This is a genomic window from Geomonas sp. Red32, assembly GCF_023652955.1.
Lineage (GTDB): Bacteria > Desulfobacterota > Desulfuromonadia > Geobacterales > Geobacteraceae > Geomonas.
Genome location: NZ_JAKLOY010000001.1, coordinates 1,215,719 through 1,233,075, shown reverse-complemented (window position 1 = coordinate 1,233,075; position 17,357 = coordinate 1,215,719). Strand labels below are relative to the sequence as shown.

Here is a 17,357-nt window from a genome sequence, read left to right as displayed (position 1 = left end):
GGAGGGAGTGGAGATCCCAACCCTGTTCCCATTTCTCTATTTCGTCTAATCTCGGAGTACATGAGTATAGCAGGGTTGGGGAAATTGTGGCAAGTTTCCAGGAAAAAAAGTTCTAACCTTTTCCCTTTCTCAGCTTCCACCCCTCCTTGTTGACTTGGGGAGTACGCGAGATAGCCAGAGAATCGGGGGGGACATCGATTGTTACCGTGGTTCCCGCCGCGATCAGAGAGTTCCTTCCCACCTTGACCGGCGCCACCAACTGTACGTCGCTTCCCACGAAGACATCGTCCTCGATGGTTGTGTGATGTTTCTTCACGCCGTCGTAGTTGCAGGTGATGGTGCCGCAGCCGATGTTGACCCCGGTCCCTATGGTGGCGTCCCCCAGGTAGGTGAGATGGGAGGCCTTGGACCCTTTCCCCATCACGATCTTCTTGGTCTCCACGAAGTTGCCGATCTTGACCTTGGCCATCAGCTCGCAGCCGGGCCTTAGGTGCGCCATGGGGCCGATCTGCACCTCCTCGTGGAGATGCCCCTCCTCGATGACGCTCCCCGCCTTGATGACGCTCCCGTCGCCGATGCGGCTGGCGCTGATTACCGCACCCTGCCCGATCTCGCACCCCTCGCCGATCACCGTCTGGCCGGTGATGGTGACGCCGGGGTGGATCACCGTGTCGCGGCCGATCGTGACGCCGCGGTCGATATAGACGGCGGCCGGGTCGATCATGGTCACCCCGGAAACCATCAGCTCCCGGTTGATCCTTCCCCTCAGGATGCGCGCCGATTCGGCGAGCTGCACCCGGTCGTTGACGCCGGAGATCTCGGCGGGATCGGCCACCGTGTAGGAGAGGCACTTGCGCCCCTGGCCGACGGCCTGCTTGATCACGTCGGTCAGGTAGTATTCGGCCTGGGCGTTGTTGGCGTCGAGCTTCTCCACCGCCTCGGCCAGGAAGGCGCGGTCCACGCAGTAGACCCCGGCGTTCACCTCCTGGATCCTGCGCTCCTCGTCGCTCGCGTCCTTCTCCTCGACGATGGCGGTGACGCTTCCGTCATCGCCCTTGAGGACCCGTCCGTAGCCGAAAGGGTTGGCGAAGCGGGCAGTCATCACGGTCAGGGTGGCGCCGCTCGCCTCGTGCACCTTGACCATGGCGCCCAGCGTGGCGGCGGTCAGAAGCGGGGTGTCGCCGCAGAGGATCAGCACGGTATCGGTCCCGGCGGAAAGGTGCGGCATTGCGCAGCGCACCGCGTGGCCGGTACCGAGCTGCTCGGCCTGGACGGCAAAGGAGACTTCCTTTTCCCCTTGCGCGAAATAGCCGCGGACCTTTTCCTGCTGGTGCCCTACCACCAGCACGGCGGCATCGACCCCCGCCTCGAAGGCGGCGGCCACCGGCCACGCGATCATCGGAGCACCCGCGAGCGGATGCATCACCTTTACCAGGGCGGACTTCATTCTGGTCCCCATCCCGGCGGCCAGTACGACAGCGGAAAGCTTCGCCATGAGTTCTCCTCACCTTCGCCGGCCGGCGAAGGAATTCCATTTCTGTATACAAGTTAGTAAATGATAAGTTTCTACTTCTAGCAACATTGCCAACGTCAGTCAAGTCTTTGCCCCCCCGCAACCGGGCGCGATTTCCTTATTTTTTGCGATTTACATGGGCCCAAGTTACCGTTATAGTTCGCCAGGGAGGCGGAATGGGCACCACTGAAGACATCGCGCGACTGGAGCAGGACCTCCGCGAGCTGATCATAAAGTACGAGCAGTACTTTTTCGGTATCGAGAAGAGGGAACCGGTGCGCCTGCTCGACGAGGTCGAACGCCAGGTCCGCCGCTACCAGAACGTGAGCATCACCAACACCCGCGACCGTTTCCGCTACGACTCCGCCGTGGCCGCCCTCAACGTCCACCGCCAGAAATGGACCCGGATCAACCGCCTGATCGAGGAGGGGAAATACGAGCGCGAGCGCTTCCGGATGACCCTTAACCAGGAGAAGAAACCTGCCCGGCAGGCTCCCGTCTCCAACGGCGAAGAGATGGAAAGGGTCTACCAGCAGTACCTCACCGCCCGCCGCGCCTGCAACCTGCCGGTCAATAACGTCACCCGCGAGGCGCTCTTCAAGGCCATCGAAAAGCAGAAACCCGCCATCCTCAGCAAGTACGGCGCGAAAGAGGTCGACCTCGTCGTGGTCATCGAGGAGGGCAAGCCGCGCGTCAAGGCCCGCCAGAAGTTATCCAAACGATGAAGATCACCCTGGTTACCATTCATCCCCGGCGCTCCCCCCAGGCGGTGCCGCTCGCCTGCGCGTTCTTAAAGTCCGTGCTGGATGCCGACGCCGGTCTCGCGGGACGGGTGTCGAGCGGGCTCTGCGACCTCTACCTGGAGACCTCCGCCGAGGAAGGGGCCCGGGAGATCCTCTCCACCGGTCCCGACCTGGTCGCCTTCTCCGTCTATGTATGGAGCAGGGAAGAGACGGTCGAGGTTGCCCGCGCCTTGAAAAGGCTCAAGCCGGACCTCACCATCTGCGCCGGCGGGCCCGAGGTCACCGCCAATCCGTCCCCGCTATCGGCGCCCGCCCCCTTCGACTTCCTGATCATGGGAGAGGGGGAGGGGCCCTTCCGTGAAGCCGTCCGGCGGCTCGCGTCGGGAGGGGCGCTGCGGGACGTCCCCGGGCTCCTTCTCCCCGGCGAGGGGAGCGCACCGCCCTCCCCGCCCTTCGACCTCGAGGCGATACCCTCCCCGTACCTGGGCGGACTCCTCGATCCCGCCGCCACCGGAGGTGTCCTCTGGCAGCTCTCGCGGGGCTGCGATTTCGCCTGCGCCTTCTGTTTCGACCACAAGGGAGGGGGCGGGGTCCGGCGCTTTGCCCTGGAGCGGATCCGGGAGGAGCTCAAGCTCTTCGCCCGCCTGAAGGTTCCCCAGGTCTTCGTGCTCGATTCCACCTTCAACAAGATCCCGGAGCGCGCCAAAGAGATCCTCCGGCTGATCCGGAAGATCGCCCCGGGGGTGCATTTCCATTTCGAGGTGCGGAGCGAATTCATCGACGAGGAAATGGCCGAGCTCTTCGCCTCCATCACCTGTTCGCTGCAGATTGGGCTCCAGAGCTCCCATCCGGCCGTGATGCGGGCGGTGGGAAGGGGATTCGACCCCGACGATTTCCGCAACCGGGTCATGCTCCTCAACGAAACCGGCGCCATCTTCGGCTTCGACCTCATCTACGGGCTCCCGGGAGACTCGCTGCCGCTCTTTCGCCAGTCGCTCGACTTCGCCCTCGCGCTCTATCCGAACCACCTCGACATCTTCCCGCTCGCGGTGCTCCCCGGCACCCGGCTGTACCGGAAGGCCGACCAGGTAAAGCTCGCCCACCTTCCCGATCCGCCCTACACCGTTACCTCCACGCCGGATTTCTCCGCGGACGAGCTGGCCGAGGCCGCGCTGCTCGCCACCGCCTGCGACGTCTTCTACAGCCGCGGGAAGGCGGTCGCCTGGTTCAACCCGGTGGTAGCCCCCCTGCGCCTGACCCCTTCCGCCTTCCTGGCCGCCTTCGGGGCGTTCCTGAAGAAGCGGGGGAACGTCCGGGAGGAGGAGATCCCCGAGGAAGCGATCTGGGAACTGCAACGCCAGTTCCTTGGCGAGATGTACGGCGGCCGCAAGGCCCGTCTCCTCCCGCTCGCCCTCGACCTGGTCGACTACCACCACCGTTACGCCCAGGCGCTCATGGCCGAGCCTCCCCTTCCCCTTACCAGCCGGCAGCTCAAGGGGATCGATCCGCTGCGGCGCCCGCTGGCTCTGGCGCCGTCCGCCTTCCTGGCCACCTTCAATTACGAGATCCTCGACATCCTCGAGGCGGGGGAGATGGAGCTTTCCGCCTTCGCCTCCTGCTTTCGCCCTTCCCCCTCCTGGGCGATCATCTACCCCGGACAGGGGGAGGTCTGCACCGAATCGGTCTCCGAGGCGTACTACCGGCTCCTCGCCGCACTGGACGGCAAGCGCCCCGCCGGGGAGCTCGGACGCGAGCTCTCCATCCCGCGCGAAGACCTTCTCTCCTTCCTGGAATTCGCCCTCTCCGAAGGTATCGCCACCCCCGCCTGATCGCTCCCCTAGTGCTCCACGCAAAAAGTCAGTCCGCCGCACCTATCCGGACGCCTCTTCGGCCGACTCCGGCCGTCCTCTCCGGGCACCTCCATATCCCCGTCGGGGCGCTTCTGCAGCGGCTCTGCGGCCATTGAGCGCCCGCTCTCGCTGGTCACGGTCTATCCCCTTGAAATTTTTCCCGTAAAGTTGGCGACCAGGATGCCGACAATGCTCCATGAGTGGCAAATAGCCGCATTTTGCCTAATGAGATGCGGTGGTAAAAGATTAATAAAATTCCTCCTACCTAGAATTTCCCCACAGTTAGCCGACCGTCGGCCAATTAACTTGGTTTTTGTTAATTAATTATCTGGACAATTGTCTAATGGTAATGTATACAATGTCGACAACCCTCGCCAAATCACTGCACTTTTTCCTCTTTTTTCCGCCAATTCGCGGCGGGTAAAGTTGTATCAACCTTATTAATCTACGCTTTTTATGTTGATTTATCGTTTATTGCATATTACATTAGACGCCGCCTAACGTGCCATTTGACGCATGCAGTCTAGCAAAACGATGTTTCTTTTTTATGAGGAGATTACAATGGTACAAATCTTCACCCGCTTAGTTCCGTTACTGCTGCTTGTCCTACTCGCTCGACCAGCCGGCGCCCAGCAAGGGCTCGCCATCGACCCGGCCACCTGCCTCGGTTGCCATGGCGACAAGATCAACGCGGCGCAGATGGCCCTCTCGGTGCACGGCAAAAACGGCTGCACGAGCTGCCATATCGAGATCGTCGAGCTCGCCAAACACATGAAGGGCGAGGTGAAGGTCGGCAAGGTACAATGCGTCCGCTGCCACAAGAAGGAAGCCCTCGAGCACGCCGGCAGCATCCACACCGAAAAAGGTATCATGTGCGCCAACTGCCACACCGATATCCACTCCCACACTTCCTGGAACAAGGACAAGCGCCGGGTGCTCGCCATCTGCGTGAAGTGCCACAAGGACGAGCGCGGCTTCACCCAGTCGGTCCACGGCAAAGGTGTCTTGGCCGGCAACCAGGATTCGGCCGCCTGCAACGACTGCCATAACCTCCACGACATCAAGGCGCTCGGCGATCCGAGCTCCAAGAGCAACCGCGAATTCCACACCAAGGTCTGCCTCCGCTGCCACGGCGACGAGAAACTCGTCGAGCGTAACCACATCTCCAAGGTGGCGGTGGAAAGCTACCTCGCCTCCTACCACGGGAAAAACTACCGCCTGGGCTACCCGGAGATGGTCGCCGGCTGCGCCGACTGCCACACCGCCCACGCCATCCTCCCGGTCAAGGACCCGAACTCCTCGGTCAACTCCGCTAACCTCGTGAAGACCTGCGGCCACTGCCACAAGCGCGACTCGGTGCTCTTCACCAAGTTCTACGCCCACGGCGAGCACAACGACCGCGAGCGTTACCCGATCCTCTTCTACACCTTCATCGCCATGACCGGCCTGCTGGTCTCCACCTTCGCGGTCTTCTGGCTCCACACCCTCCTCTGGATGATCCGCGGCTTCGTGGAGAACCGTGAGAAGGCTGCCGCCCTCGAGGCCGGTTACTCGCTGCACTCCGTCGGCCACCTCCAGGCAGTTCCGAGCCTCGGTGCCGAGTGCGCCTCCCACGCCATGGTCGGCCACCACGAGATCGTCGACGGCCACAAGGTGTACCGCCGCTTCAAGGCACGCCACATCTTCATGCACCTCCTGGTGATCGTCAGCTTCCTCGGCCTCTCGCTGACCGGTCTTCCGCTCAAGTTCAGCGACCAGCCGTGGGCCAAGGTCCTCATGGGTCTTTACGGCGGCGCCCCCAACGCGGGCTTCATCCACCGCTGCTGCGCCGGCATCACCTTCGTCTACTTCGCCATGGCGCTCGGTCTTTCCATCCACTTCCTCTTCATCAGGAAGGACCTCAAGGGTAACGTCATCCAGAGGTTCTTCGGACCCGACTCCCTGATGCCGAACCTCCGCGACATCAGCGACGTGGCCGGCATGGTCCGCTGGTTCTTCTTCAAGGGTCCCAAGCCGACCTTTGAGCGGTGGACCTACTGGGAGAAATTCGACTTCATCGCGGTCTTCTGGGGTATGTTCGCCATCGGCGGCTCCGGCCTGATGCTCTGGTTCCCCGAGTTCTTCGGCAGCTTCCTCCCGGGCTGGGCCTTCAACGTAGCGACCATCATCCACTCCGACGAGGCGCTCCTGGCTACCGGCTTCATCTTCACGGTTCACTTCTTCAACACCCACGGGCGTCCCGAGAAGTTCCCGATGGACTTCGTCATCTTCAACGGTCAGATGCCGAAGCATGAGTTCATCGAGGAGCGTGGCGATCAGTGGGCCCGCTACGAGAAGGACGGGATCACCGAGGAGTTCAAGGCCGAGAAGACCAGCGGGGTCGTCTACGACTTCTGCCTGAAGGCCTTCGGCTTCACGGCGCTCTTCACCGGCATCACCCTGCTGATGTTCATGATCTACGCCTTCCTGGCACCTCCCCAGTAACAACGGGGAACCGGCTGCAATAAAAAAGGGGCTCCCGAACGGGGGCCCCTTTTTTTGTTTGTGGTTAGGTGATGGACTATCTCGGAGAGGGATTTGCTGGCGAGAGGGAGTGGCTACAGCATTTCCACCGGATCGACGTCGATGACTACCCGGACGGTGGAGGGGTGGGTGTAGCCGGCGCGGAACCTCGCCAACAGCCGGTGCAGCTCGGAGCGCTCCCGCCCTTTGAGAAGGATCTGCCAGCGGAACCGCCCCCGCACCTTGCCGAGCGGCGCCGTGACGGGGCCGAGCACTTCCACCCTCATCCGCATCTCCGTCTTCAGGCCACGCAACTGCCGGGCCGCTTCCTCGGCGGCTTTCTCCGCCTGGGGGTTGGAGATGGACGAGATGGTCATCGCCACCAGGTGGGCGAAGGGGGGGTACCCTACTTCTTCGCGGAAGGCGATCTCCTCCCGGTAGAATCCTTCGAAGTCGTGGGCCACCGCGCAGGTGAGCGCGTAGTGCTCGGGGGCCAGGGTCTGGACCATCACCCGGCCGGGGCGGTCCCCCCTTCCGGCCCTTCCCATCACCTGGGTCACCAGCTGAAAGGTGCGCTCGCTGCTCCGGAAATCGGGGAGGTTCAGGGAAGCGTCGGCGGAGACCACTCCCACCAGGGTCACCCCCGGAAAGTCGTGCCCCTTGGCGATCATCTGGGTCCCGATCAGGATATCGACCGAGCCGTCTTCGAGCGCCTTCAGGACGCGGGCGTGGCCGCCTCTCCCCTTGGTGGTGTCCCGGTCCATGCGCGATACCCGCGCCTCGGGGAAGAGCTCCTGCACTTCCTCCTCGACCCGTTCGGTCCCCCTCCCGAGGAGGGTGATCTCCCCCCCGCCGCAGGTCGGGCAGAGGGTGGGAGCGGCCAGCGAGTAGTCGCAGTAGTGGCAGACATGGCGCCCCTTTCCGCGGTGGTAGGTGAGGGTCACTTCGCAGTTGGGGCAGCGAAGGACCTGGCCGCAGTCGTGGCAGACAAGATAGGTGGCGAAGCCGCGCCGGTTCAAGAAGAGGAGCGTCTGCCCCTTCTGCTCCAGGTTCTCCCGGATGGCGTCGACCAAGGGGGGGAGGAAGGTTAACCCCTTCTGGCCGCGGGCGTCGAGCATCACCGTCTCCGGCATCGGGAGCTCGCGCACCCGGCTCGGGAGGTGAAGGTAGCCGAGCCGTCCGTTCATCGCGGCATGGTAGCTCGTGATGAGCGGGGTGGCGGAGCCGAGCACCACCACGGCCTGGGCGAGCTTCCCCCGCACGAGCGACAGGTCGCGGGCGTTGTAGCGCACCCCCTCCGACTGCTTGTAGGAACCCTCGTGCTCCTCGTCCACCACCACGATCCCCAGCCGCTCCAGGGGGGCGAAGAGGGCCGAGCGGGCGCCGATCACGATGCAGGCCTCGCCGCGGCGGATCCGGCGCCACTCGTCGAAGCGCTCCCCGTCGGAGAGCCCGGAGTGCAAGACGGCGATCCCCACCTCGAAGCGCCTCTTGAAGCGCCCGACCAGCTGCGGGGTGAGGGCGATCTCCGGGACCAGCACCAAGGCGGTTTTCCCGGCCGACAGGGCGGCGGCGATCGACTGGAGGTAGACCTCGGTCTTGCCGCTGCCGGTCACCCCGTGGAGGAGAAAGGGGGAGAAGGAGCCACCGGCGAGGGCGGCGGCGATTCTGTCGTACGCCTCCCGCTGCCCCGGGTTGAGCGGCAGCGGCTGGTCGTGCCCGAAGCTCGCGGCGCGGAAGGGATCGCGGTAGACCTCGCGCTCGTCGCAGGCGGCGGCCCCGAGCTCCACGAGGCGGTTCAGCTGCGGGGAGCAGGCCCCGAACCGCTCCCTGAGGGCTCCCGCCGGGCTCTCCCCCTGCTCGGCGAGGAAGTCGAGGATCTCCCCCCCCTTGCCGCGCGGCCGCTCGGCGGAGCCGGGGAGTACCCGGTAGAACCGCTCGGTCCGCACGTTCTTCCCGCCGCTCAGGTACTCACGCATGATGGGGGTGCCGTCCTCCCCCTTCTCGCAGCGGTAGCGGCTCACCAGGTTGATCCCGGCCGGAAGCGCCATCTTGATCACTTCACCAAGCGGGTGAAGGTAATAGGAGGCGATCCAGCGGTAGAACTCCAACTCGGGCGCGGTGAAAAGGGGCTCCTCGTCGAGGACTTCCAGCACCTCCTTCAGCTCGCCGATGCCGTCGGCCGCGGCGGAGGCGACGCCAAGGAGATAGCCGGTCAGCTTGCGCCGTCCGAAGGGGACCAGCACCCGCTTGCCGGGGGTGGCTTGGTCCTGCAGACGCTCGGGAAGGAGGTAATGGAAACTTCCTTCCAGCGGCAGCGGGATGGCGACCTCGACGATCTGGGGTGACGGCGTCGGCATGGAGATACTCGTACGGGTTGGCAACGGGATCGAGGGAGGAAGGGAACCCCTCCCCGGGCGGGGAGGGGGGAAAGCGGGCCACCGGCGGGGCCGGCGGGATAGGCGTTATTTCTTGAGGACCTCTTCGGCGATGGTGCGACCCATCGCCTCGCACTGGGCGATGATCTCCTCCTTGGGCAGGAAGGGGGAGCGGATGAAGGGGACCGGAAGCTTGAAGCCGAGCCCCTTGAGGCGCTCCTCGACGAAGCGGCAGGCCTCGCCGCTCCAGCCGTAGCTTCCGAAGATCCCGCCGATGTTCCCCTTGAGGCTCACGGTGGAGAGGTAGGCGAGGACGTCCCACATCGGTTTCGGGATGTCGCGGTTGATGGTCGGGGTCCCGAAGATGAGGGCGTCGGATTCCTCCATCAGGTCGCGGATGTCGGCCACCGAGGCGTGGTTGATGTGGCAGAGGGTGACGTGGATGCCGGGGAGGTTCGCCCCGCGGGCCACCGCCTCGGCCATCTTCTCGGTGTTGCCGTGCGGGGAGATGTACAGGATGGAGACCCGTTTCCCGCCGGCCTTGGGCTCGGACCATTTCCGGTAGAGATCGACCATCCTGCGCGGGTTGCTCCGCGAGATCGGGCCGTGGCTCGGGCAGACCAGCTTGAGGTCGATCCCGTCCAGCTTGGCCACCGCGGCCAGCACCCGATCCTTGAAGGGGCGCATGAGGCAGTCGAAGTAGAAGCGGGTATCGGCCTGGAAGTCGGGAACCTCGTCGTCGAAGATCCCGTCGGCGGCGAAATGGGCGCCGAAGGCATCGCACGGGAAGAGGACGCCGTCCTCCTCGAGCAGGGTGAACATGGTGTCCGGCCAGTGGAGGAAGGGGGCGGAGATGAATTTCAGCGTGCGGCCGCCGAGGTCGACCGTCTCGCCGTCCTTGACCACCCGGGACGAAAACGGCTGGTGAATCTGGTTGTTGAGGAAGGTGTTGGCCGCCTGGCTGGAGATCACGCACGCCTTGGTGCAGTGCTTGAGCAGGAAGGCGAGCGAGCCGGAATGGTCGGGCTCGGAGTGGTTGACTACGATGTAGTCCACCTCGGCCGGGTCGACGAGGGAGCGGATGTTCTCCAGGAACTCCTCGCAGCGCTTGGCCTTGACGGTGTCGATGATGGCGGTATGGGTGGCACCCCGGACGAGGTACGAGTTGTAGGTGGTACCGTGCTCGGTCGGGAAGAGATCATCGAAAACGGTCAGGCCGGGATCCTTCACCCCGATCCAGTACAGATCCTTTCCAAGTTCAACGGCTCCAGCCATCGGGCACCCCCTGTCGGTCAATTTGCGCTCGCGCCCTGCGCGGCACGTCGGCACCCCGGATATTCCGGCGGGCACCCTTTGATTCACGGCACCTTATCAAAAAGAGGAGGGCAACGCAACCCTTCTTCCCCTTTGCCCCCCCTTCCCCGGCCCGGCTCTCCGGGCCTTTCGCCGCGCAAAAAAAGCCGTACCCCGGCGGGCGGGATACGGCTCTACGGCTGGCGGGGGAAGCGATGCTACCCCTGTTTGCCACTATCGCGGCGGCCGCCACGGCGGTACTCGACCACCACGTCCTGGTCGCGGCGGCCAGGCTTCCCGCCGGGGGCTCCGAAGCGCGCCTTGGGGCCCGTGGACTTGCGGCGCGGGTCGAAGGAGGGACGCCCCTTCTTGCCGCCGGGGCCGGCGTTGGCCCTGCGGAGCTGCCGGGTCGGCTCGAGTCCGGGAATCACGTGCTGGGGGAGGGCCTTGCCGGTGTAGCGCTCGATACGGTCGAGGTAGGCGACCTCGTTCAGCGAGCAGAACGAGATGGCAACCCCGGAGGCCCCGGCGCGCCCGGTCCTGCCGATCCGGTGTACGTAATCCTCGGCAAACTTCGGGAGGTCGTAGTTGATGACGTGGGTGATCCCGCTCACGTCGAGCCCGCGGGCCGCCACGTCGGTGGCCACCAGCAGCCGCACCTTGCCGCGCCGCATGTTGACGATGGTCCGGTTGCGGGCCCCCTGCGACATGTCGCCGTGCAGGGCCGCCGCGGCGTGCCCCTGGGCGTAGAGGTCGGCGGCCAGCTGGTCGGCGTCCCTCTTGGTGGCGGAGAAGATGATGGCCTTGCTGACGCTCGCGTCGGAAATCAGGTGCTGCAGCAGGCGGTTCTTGTGCCTCATGTCGTCGGCCACGTGCAGGCGCTGCTCGATCTGGAGCTCGGCGACCTCCTTCCCTTCCACGGCCACCCGGACCGGATCGGTCAGCAGGCGGGCGGCCAGCTTGGCCATGGGATCATCCATGGTGGCGGTGAAGAGCATGGTCTGGCGCCCTTCCGGGCAGGCGGCGGCGATGCGGTCCACGTCCTCCGAGAACCCCATGTCGAGCATGCGGTCGGCCTCGTCGAGGACCAGGAGCTCCAGACGGGAGAGGTTCAGGGTGCGGCGCTCGAGGTGATCGATGATACGCCCCGGGGTGCCGACGATGAAATCGACCGGGCGGGAGAGGAGATCCATCTGGAAGCGGTACGGCATCCCCCCGAGGATGGAGCCGCTTCTCACCCGCATGAACTTGCCGTAGGAGCGGACGGCGTCGGAGACCTGGGTGGCGAGCTCGCGGGTCGGGGTCAGCACCAGGACGCGCGGCCCCTTGCCGCGGAGTTCGGAGGGGGTCAGCAGGCGCTCAAGCGCCGGGAGTACGAAGGAGGCGGTCTTGCCGGTGCCGGTCTGGGCAGAACCGATGAGGTCTTTCCCCTCGAGGGCCAGCGGTATGGACTGGGCCTGAATCGGGGTCGGCGCGGTGTAACCGCAGGCGGAAATGGCTTTGAGGATCGGGGCGGAGAGGTTCAACGATTCGAAAGACATGCGTTTCCTTTTTCCCACGACAACAGGGCGCCAGCCGCTGCCAGACCGCGGGGATCGAATTTTGCCAGGGAAGTGGCAGATAGAGGACGTGAGAGAGTGGCCGCGGCAAAGGCCGCAGCTTAGTGACGACAACAGGTGATGACCGGCAGATCGTGCATCGTCGCCAACCATTTGCTGCTGCCGCATTGTCGAGGGGATTGACCGGTAATGCGAGGGGTTGGATCGATGGGAGGAGCTCGAGGCTCCGGATGAAACTGAGTCAGTCAGCCGACCACGTTTACTACAGGATCACGGCGAAAGCAAGCTTTTCTTTTCTACTCCGCGCTTTTGCGCCTTCTCCCGGGACGCAGCGAGGCCATGGGAGCGCTTCCGCGGCGCCCGCCCCGCTCAAAAAAAAAGCCGCCGGCGCTCTGCCAGCGCTCAAAAGAAAACCCCGCCAGACCGTGGAGAGCGCTCCTTGCGGAGGACCATCCCGGTAGGCGGGGTTCCGGTGCGGTACGGTCAGGCAGCCGAACGGAGGGCGCTCAGCAGCCTGAGCTGAATTACTTGGCGATGGCGTCTTTGAGAGCCTTGCCCGGACGGAACTTGGGAACCTTGGCGGCGGAGATCTTGATCTCCTTGCCGGTCTGCGGGTTGCGACCGGTGCGTGCCTGGCGGTCGGAGACTTCGAAGCTGCCGAAGCCGACCAGGGTTACCCTTTCCCCTTTCTTGAGAGCGCCGCTCACGCTGGTGATGAAAGCGCCGACCGCTTTTTCGGCTGCTCCCTTCGAGATGTTTGCGGACTTAGCAACTGCCTCAACCAGTTCTGCCTTAGTCATGTGAACCCCCCTTGGCTGTATTAAATTAAATGCCACTATAATCATAAAAACGCAATTTGCAAGGGTTTTATTCAGATTTACCGGCATTTCCTCCAGGACAGGAGCGGATCTAGCTCGATCTGGTCTCCGCCAAACCCTCACCGGCTATGCTCCGCGTCACGGCCGCCGGACTGCCGCATCCGGCCAGTGCCGTCGGAAAACATAGACTGATTTCAACAACTTACTGTTTAGGCGCCGGTTCGGGCGCAGGATCCTGATCGTAGCTCGTCGGCTCACTGCCGCTAATGAAACATTCCTGGATCGCATCCCCGCTCCCTTCGCGGGCCAATTTGCCGGTATGGGGGTTGATGAGCGCAAAGGTGACGTTACCGGGAGCGGCGAAGCTCTTGACCGGCACCCCGGCCAGGGCCCTTTGCATGAACTCGGTCCAGATCGGGGCCGCTGCCTGCCCGCCCGAGCCTCCGGAGCCGAGGCTCCTCTCCTGGTCGTAGCCGACCCAGACCCCCGCCACCAGCTGGGGGACGTAGCCGACGAACCAGGCGTCCTTCATGTCGTTGGTGGTACCGGTCTTGCCCGCCACCGGGCGGCCGAGGGCACGCGCCCGTCCGCCGGTGCCGCTGCTGACGACGCTCTCCATCAGGTTGGTCATCAGGTAGGCGATCTCCGGCGAGACGACCGGCACCGCGGAGGGACCGGTGGCCGGAGCCGCCACCACCGCCGGAGCGGGGGCCGGCTGCTCGCCCTTTCCTTCTTCTCCCTGATTGTCCCCCGCGGCGGCGGTCCCGTCGGCCTGCGGGGTGGAGAGGTTGGCGAAGGCAGGCGCCTGGACCTTCGGCTCGGGGATCTCCTCGAGCACCCGGCCGTCGCGATCGAGCACCTTGGTGATGAAATACGGGGTGGTCCGGTAGCCTCCCGAGGCGAAGACCGCGTAGGCGCTGGTCAATTCGAGCGGCGTCACGCTCGAGGAGCCGAGGGCCAGGGTCAGGTTGGCCGCCAACGGCGAGGTGATCCCGAGCTTCTTCGCGTACTCGATGGCGGAGGAGACCCCGATCTGTTCGAGGATCTTCACGCTCACCACGTTGATGGAGTTGGTGAGCGCCTCCCGCATGGTGACCGGTCCGCGGTAGACGTTGTCGTAGTTCTTCGGCTTCCAAGCCTTGTCCCCGCCGCTGTCGTACTCGACCTGGGAGTCGTCGATGACGGTGGCCGGGGTGAGCCCTTTGTCGAGGGCCGCCGCGTAGATGACCGGCTTGAAGGCGGAACCGGGGTTCCTCCTGGCCTGCATGGCGCGGTTGAACTGGCTCTTCTTGAAGTCGTACCCGCCCACCATGGCCCGCACCGCGCCGGTCATCGGGTCCATGGCCACCAGGGCCGCCTGGGTCTCGGGGACCTGGTCGAGGGCGAAGACCGCCCCGCTCTTATTCTGGTCCGGCTCCTTGACCTGCAGCTCGAGCACCGCGCCGAGCCCGATCGCCCTCTTGGCCTGCGGTTTCCCCCAGGCGCTGACCAGCTCGACCTTGCCGGCCCACTCCATGTTCTTCCTGATGAGCGTGCCGGTGCGGTCGCCGACCCGCACCTTGAGCTCCTGCTTGGCCGGATCGATCCCGATCACCACCCCCTGGTAGGTGGAGCCCTGCTTGAGCGTCACGTAGTCGATCCCGTCCTCGACCTTCTTGCAGAAGGGATCGACCTCCTGCTCCCCGAGGTAGCGCGCCGCCCCCCGGAACCCCTGCCGCTTGTCGAGTGCCTTCAGCCCGTTAACCACGCTGTCGTAGGCCCCCTTCTGCATCTCGGCGTTCATGGTCGTGTAGATACGCAGGCCGTCCTTGTAGAGGCGCTCCTCCCCGTACTTCTCCTCGAGCTGCTGCCGCACCTGCTCGAGGAAGTAGGCCGACTGCTCCGCGTTCACCTTCTTGAGCGCATGGATGACGATCGGGGCCGCCTTGGCGTAATCGGCCTCCGCCCGGGTGATGTACCCCTCCTTGACCATCCGCTCCAGGACGTAGGACTGGCGCTCCTTGGCCTTGTCGAAGTGCTTGATCGGGGAGTAGGCGTTGGGGGCCTTGGGGAGCCCGGCGAGCATGGCCATCTCGGCCAGGTTCAGCTTGTCGACCTCCTTGCCGAAGTAGGTCTCCGCCGCGAGCTCCACCCCGTAGGCGCCCGCCCCGAGGTAGATCTGGTTCAGGTAGATGTAGAGGATCTCGTCCTTGGAGAGCCGCTCCTCCATTCTTTTGGCGAGGATGGCCTCCTTGAGCTTTCTGGAGAACTTCTTCTCCGGGGTGAGGAGCATCGACTTGGCGACCTGCTGGGTGATGGTCGAGGCACCCTCCTTCTTCCGGAGGGAGATGATGTTCTTGAACACGGCCCTGAGGATGCCGAGGTAGTCGATCCCCTTGTGCTGGTAGAAGTTGGAATCCTCGGCCGAGACGAAGGCCTGGATCAGACGCCGGGGGACCTTGTCCACCGGGACCACAGTCCGCCGTTCGAGGTAGAACTCGCCGACCAGGCTTCCGTCGGCCCCGAAGACCTGGGAAAGGATGGGGGGGCGGTAATCGGCCAGCCGGTCGACCTTGGGGAGGGCGTTGAATAGATAGAAAAGATAGCCGATGAAGGCGAGCATCCCGATGATGCAACAGCTTCCCAGGATGGTCCCGAGAAGCTTCCCGTACGAGCGAGTCTTCTTGATCCTGCGGGACGGGGCTTTGTAAATCTCCATTGGCGGGGGTCTCCGTGACGTCTGTCCGTCTAATGCGCAAAAGGCCGGGCGGCGGGGCCGGGGCCAAAATTACGACAAATCGGACATGTAGGGCTAAACAATCGGTAAAAGCGTCCGAAGAGCAAGATTATCCCAGAATGACCAATGAATTCAAGGGACAATGTTTACCCATGAAGATGGCGGCCGCCACCGGATCATTGATTTCCCTACTCCGGCGCCGTAAAAACCGCCACTTTTCCATTGTATACCGGCAGCTTGTAGGCTAAGATCCCGCGCCAGGAACGGCGCCGTTTCATTAACATGAGGGAGGACTGTAACCGATGAGAAAACTCGCAATACCCTTGGCACTGTGCGCACTGTCCCTGGCGGGAACCGCCCAGGCGGCGACCTTCCAGCCGATCGGAAACCTCGGCATCGGCGGCGCCGGCGTGGCCCGCACCACCAACGCCCTGGCCGCCTACTGGAACCCGGCCGGGCTCGCCTTCAACGAGACCTCCTTCAGCATGCCGGTCGAGGTAAGCGCGGGCTTGAGGGTTTCGAAAGGGCTGGCCGACAACGTGGACAAGATCGAGAAGTTCACCGAGAAGGGCGCCAACGGCCTCTCGACCTTCGATAAGTTCAAAGACATAAACGCACATCCAGAGGCACTGGGTGATGTGATTGCCATGCTGGCGGTTTTCAAGGATATCGAGGACAAGAAGGGTACCGTGTCGCTTGAGGCTAACACCGAGTTTGCGATGCAGATCAAACATTTTGCTTTCGGTGCCTTCGGCAACATGGAGGGGTTTGCTCGTCCTGACATCGACCTAAAGAACGTCCTGCCAGCAACCACCGTTAACGGAGTCACGACGCCGGCGTCCATTAGCCAGATTACCACCGCCACCGCCGGCGCCTCCCAAAACGGAGCGTACAGCTACCAGTTTTTCACCGATGCGACGCAGCGTAGCAACCTCTTGTCACAACTGGAAGCGGCCGGCTTCAGCGCAACTGGGGCTCAAGATTTCCTGGCCACTGCTGACAAGACTCTTTATGGCAATACCCAATCGGGATCGACCATCTCCCCCACCCCCCCAAACAACGCAGCAGCTGGCATCACCGACCTTCTCAACGCTTTTACCGGCTCCGGTGGCTCAATTGACAACAACCGCACCGCGGTTGTCCTGAGGAACCTCGCCTACGTGGAGTTCCCGATCGCCTACGGGCACCCTATCGACCTGGGGGGCTACGGCAAACTCGGCATCGGCGCCTCGGTGAAGCCGATCGTGGGGCGGGTCTACTCCTCCGAGCTTTTGCTCGTCAACCAGGGGAGCAGCGTCAGCTCCGGCAACATCACCAGCAACCTCACCAAGAACTACACCGAGAGCACCGCAGTCACCTTCGACCTCGGGATGTTCTATAAATACAGCGACTGGTTCAACTTCGGCCTGGTCGGCAAGAACCTCACCTCTCCGAAGTTCTCGGCACCGCCCCTAAAGGACCAGCACGGCAACCTCGTCGCCACCGACGCCAACGGAAACCCGGTGGACAACTCGGGCGTCGTCCTCAAACCGCAGGTGAGGGCCGGTATCTCGCTTGATCCTCTCTCCTGGCTGACCATCGCCGCCGACCTCGACCTCACCAAGAACGACACCGTCCTGCCGAGCGCCGACTACACCAGCCGCAACCTGGGCGGCGGCCTCGAGCTCCATCCCTTCACCTGGCTGAAGCTCAGGGGCGGTATGTACAAGAACCTCGCCAACAACGACGTGGGCCCGGTCGCCACCGCCGGTCTTTCGCTCGGGATCAAGTGGTTCTACTTCGACATCGACGGCGCCTACGGCCTGGAAACCGCGAAATTCAAGGAGAAAAACTACCCGAAAGAGGCCAGGGTGCAGACCACCCTCAACATCCAGTTCTAGCCGGGCGGGAGCGGGTCTCCTCCGGGGCGCCCGCTCCCGCCCCCCTTCCCCGAACGCCACCGCCGGGCACCGTCACGTAACGCCCCGTTTTGGCTTGAGGATTTC

At 63.9% G+C, this 17,357-nt stretch carries 10 protein-coding genes; 4 read left to right on the top strand and 6 right to left on the bottom strand.

Translation table 11 applies throughout. The annotated features are described in order from the left end of the window. Positions 1 to 112: 112 nt before the first annotated feature. The gene (glmU, locus tag L4X63_RS05365) at positions 113 to 1,495 is read right to left on the bottom strand and encodes a bifunctional UDP-N-acetylglucosamine diphosphorylase/glucosamine-1-phosphate N-acetyltransferase GlmU (RefSeq protein ID WP_250677553.1); all 1,383 of its coding nucleotides are present in this window, start codon (positions 1,493 to 1,495) and stop codon (positions 113 to 115) included. 194 nt (positions 1,496 to 1,689) lie between these two features. Between glmU and L4X63_RS05360 the strand changes: the two genes are divergently transcribed. The 3 genes from L4X63_RS05360 (at position 1,690) to L4X63_RS05350 (ending at position 6,590) form a co-directional block, all read left to right on the top strand. Then, positions 1,690 to 2,238 carry an MXAN_5187 C-terminal domain-containing protein gene (locus L4X63_RS05360; RefSeq protein WP_250677552.1) on the top strand — a complete coding sequence of 183 codons (549 nt, stop codon included), beginning with the start codon at positions 1,690 to 1,692 and terminating at the stop codon, positions 2,236 to 2,238. Then, on the top strand, positions 2,235 to 4,085 hold the full coding sequence (locus tag L4X63_RS05355; protein WP_250677551.1) for a B12-binding domain-containing radical SAM protein: 1,851 nt from the start codon (positions 2,235 to 2,237) through the stop codon (positions 4,083 to 4,085). Before L4X63_RS05360 ends, L4X63_RS05355 begins: the two co-directional genes overlap by 4 nt. A 582-nt stretch (positions 4,086 to 4,667) precedes the next feature. Further along, positions 4,668 to 6,590, top strand: coding sequence for a cytochrome c3 family protein (locus tag L4X63_RS05350; RefSeq protein ID WP_250677550.1), 1,923 nt, complete (start codon positions 4,668 to 4,670; stop codon positions 6,588 to 6,590). Between the two features lie 113 nt (positions 6,591 to 6,703). Here the strand turns inward: L4X63_RS05350 and priA are convergent, their stop codons facing one another. From priA to L4X63_RS05325, 5 genes are all read right to left on the bottom strand, one after another. Then, positions 6,704 to 8,968, bottom strand: a complete 2,265-nt coding sequence (gene priA / locus L4X63_RS05345; RefSeq protein WP_250677549.1) for a replication restart helicase PriA — start codon at positions 8,966 to 8,968, stop codon at positions 6,704 to 6,706. Positions 8,969 to 9,073: 105 nt separating this feature from the next. Continuing rightward, positions 9,074 to 10,261 (bottom strand): FprA family A-type flavoprotein, encoded by a 1,188-nt coding sequence (locus tag L4X63_RS05340; protein WP_250677548.1) that lies wholly within the window; start codon positions 10,259 to 10,261, stop codon positions 9,074 to 9,076. Positions 10,262 to 10,497: 236 nt separating this feature from the next. Next, positions 10,498 to 11,820: a DEAD/DEAH box helicase gene (locus L4X63_RS05335; protein WP_250677547.1), complete on the bottom strand. Its 1,323-nt coding sequence runs from the start codon at positions 11,818 to 11,820 to the stop codon at positions 10,498 to 10,500. A 542-nt stretch (positions 11,821 to 12,362) separates the two neighbouring features. After that, on the bottom strand, positions 12,363 to 12,638 hold the full coding sequence (gene hbs, locus L4X63_RS05330; RefSeq protein WP_250677546.1) for a non-specific DNA-binding protein Hbs: 276 nt from the start codon (positions 12,636 to 12,638) through the stop codon (positions 12,363 to 12,365). Between the two features lie 220 nt (positions 12,639 to 12,858). Further along, positions 12,859 to 15,354, bottom strand: a complete 2,496-nt coding sequence (locus L4X63_RS05325) for a penicillin-binding protein 1A (RefSeq protein WP_250677545.1) — start codon at positions 15,352 to 15,354, stop codon at positions 12,859 to 12,861. Positions 15,355 to 15,674: 320 nt separating this feature from the next. On the opposite strand from L4X63_RS05325, the gene traF reads away from it, so the two are divergent. Next, positions 15,675 to 17,252 carry a conjugal transfer protein TraF gene (traF, locus tag L4X63_RS05320; protein ID WP_250677544.1) on the top strand — a complete coding sequence of 526 codons (1,578 nt, stop codon included), beginning with the start codon at positions 15,675 to 15,677 and terminating at the stop codon, positions 17,250 to 17,252. Positions 17,253 to 17,357: the final 105 nt, after the last annotated feature.

Coding starts and splice junctions, on each gene's coding strand:
- glmU (WP_250677553.1), bottom strand. CDS start 1,495: ATGGCGAAGCTTTCCGCTGTCGTACTGGCCGCCGGGATGGGGACCAGA.
- L4X63_RS05360 (WP_250677552.1), top strand. CDS start 1,690: ATGGGCACCACTGAAGACATCGCGCGACTGGAGCAGGACCTCCGCGAG.
- L4X63_RS05355 (WP_250677551.1), top strand. CDS start 2,235: ATGAAGATCACCCTGGTTACCATTCATCCCCGGCGCTCCCCCCAGGCG.
- L4X63_RS05350 (WP_250677550.1), top strand. CDS start 4,668: ATGGTACAAATCTTCACCCGCTTAGTTCCGTTACTGCTGCTTGTCCTA.
- priA (WP_250677549.1), bottom strand. CDS start 8,968: ATGCCGACGCCGTCACCCCAGATCGTCGAGGTCGCCATCCCGCTGCCG.
- L4X63_RS05340 (WP_250677548.1), bottom strand. CDS start 10,261: ATGGCTGGAGCCGTTGAACTTGGAAAGGATCTGTACTGGATCGGGGTG.
- L4X63_RS05335 (WP_250677547.1), bottom strand. CDS start 11,820: ATGTCTTTCGAATCGTTGAACCTCTCCGCCCCGATCCTCAAAGCCATT.
- hbs (WP_250677546.1), bottom strand. CDS start 12,638: ATGACTAAGGCAGAACTGGTTGAGGCAGTTGCTAAGTCCGCAAACATC.
- L4X63_RS05325 (WP_250677545.1), bottom strand. CDS start 15,354: ATGGAGATTTACAAAGCCCCGTCCCGCAGGATCAAGAAGACTCGCTCG.
- traF (WP_250677544.1), top strand. CDS start 15,675: ATGAGAAAACTCGCAATACCCTTGGCACTGTGCGCACTGTCCCTGGCG.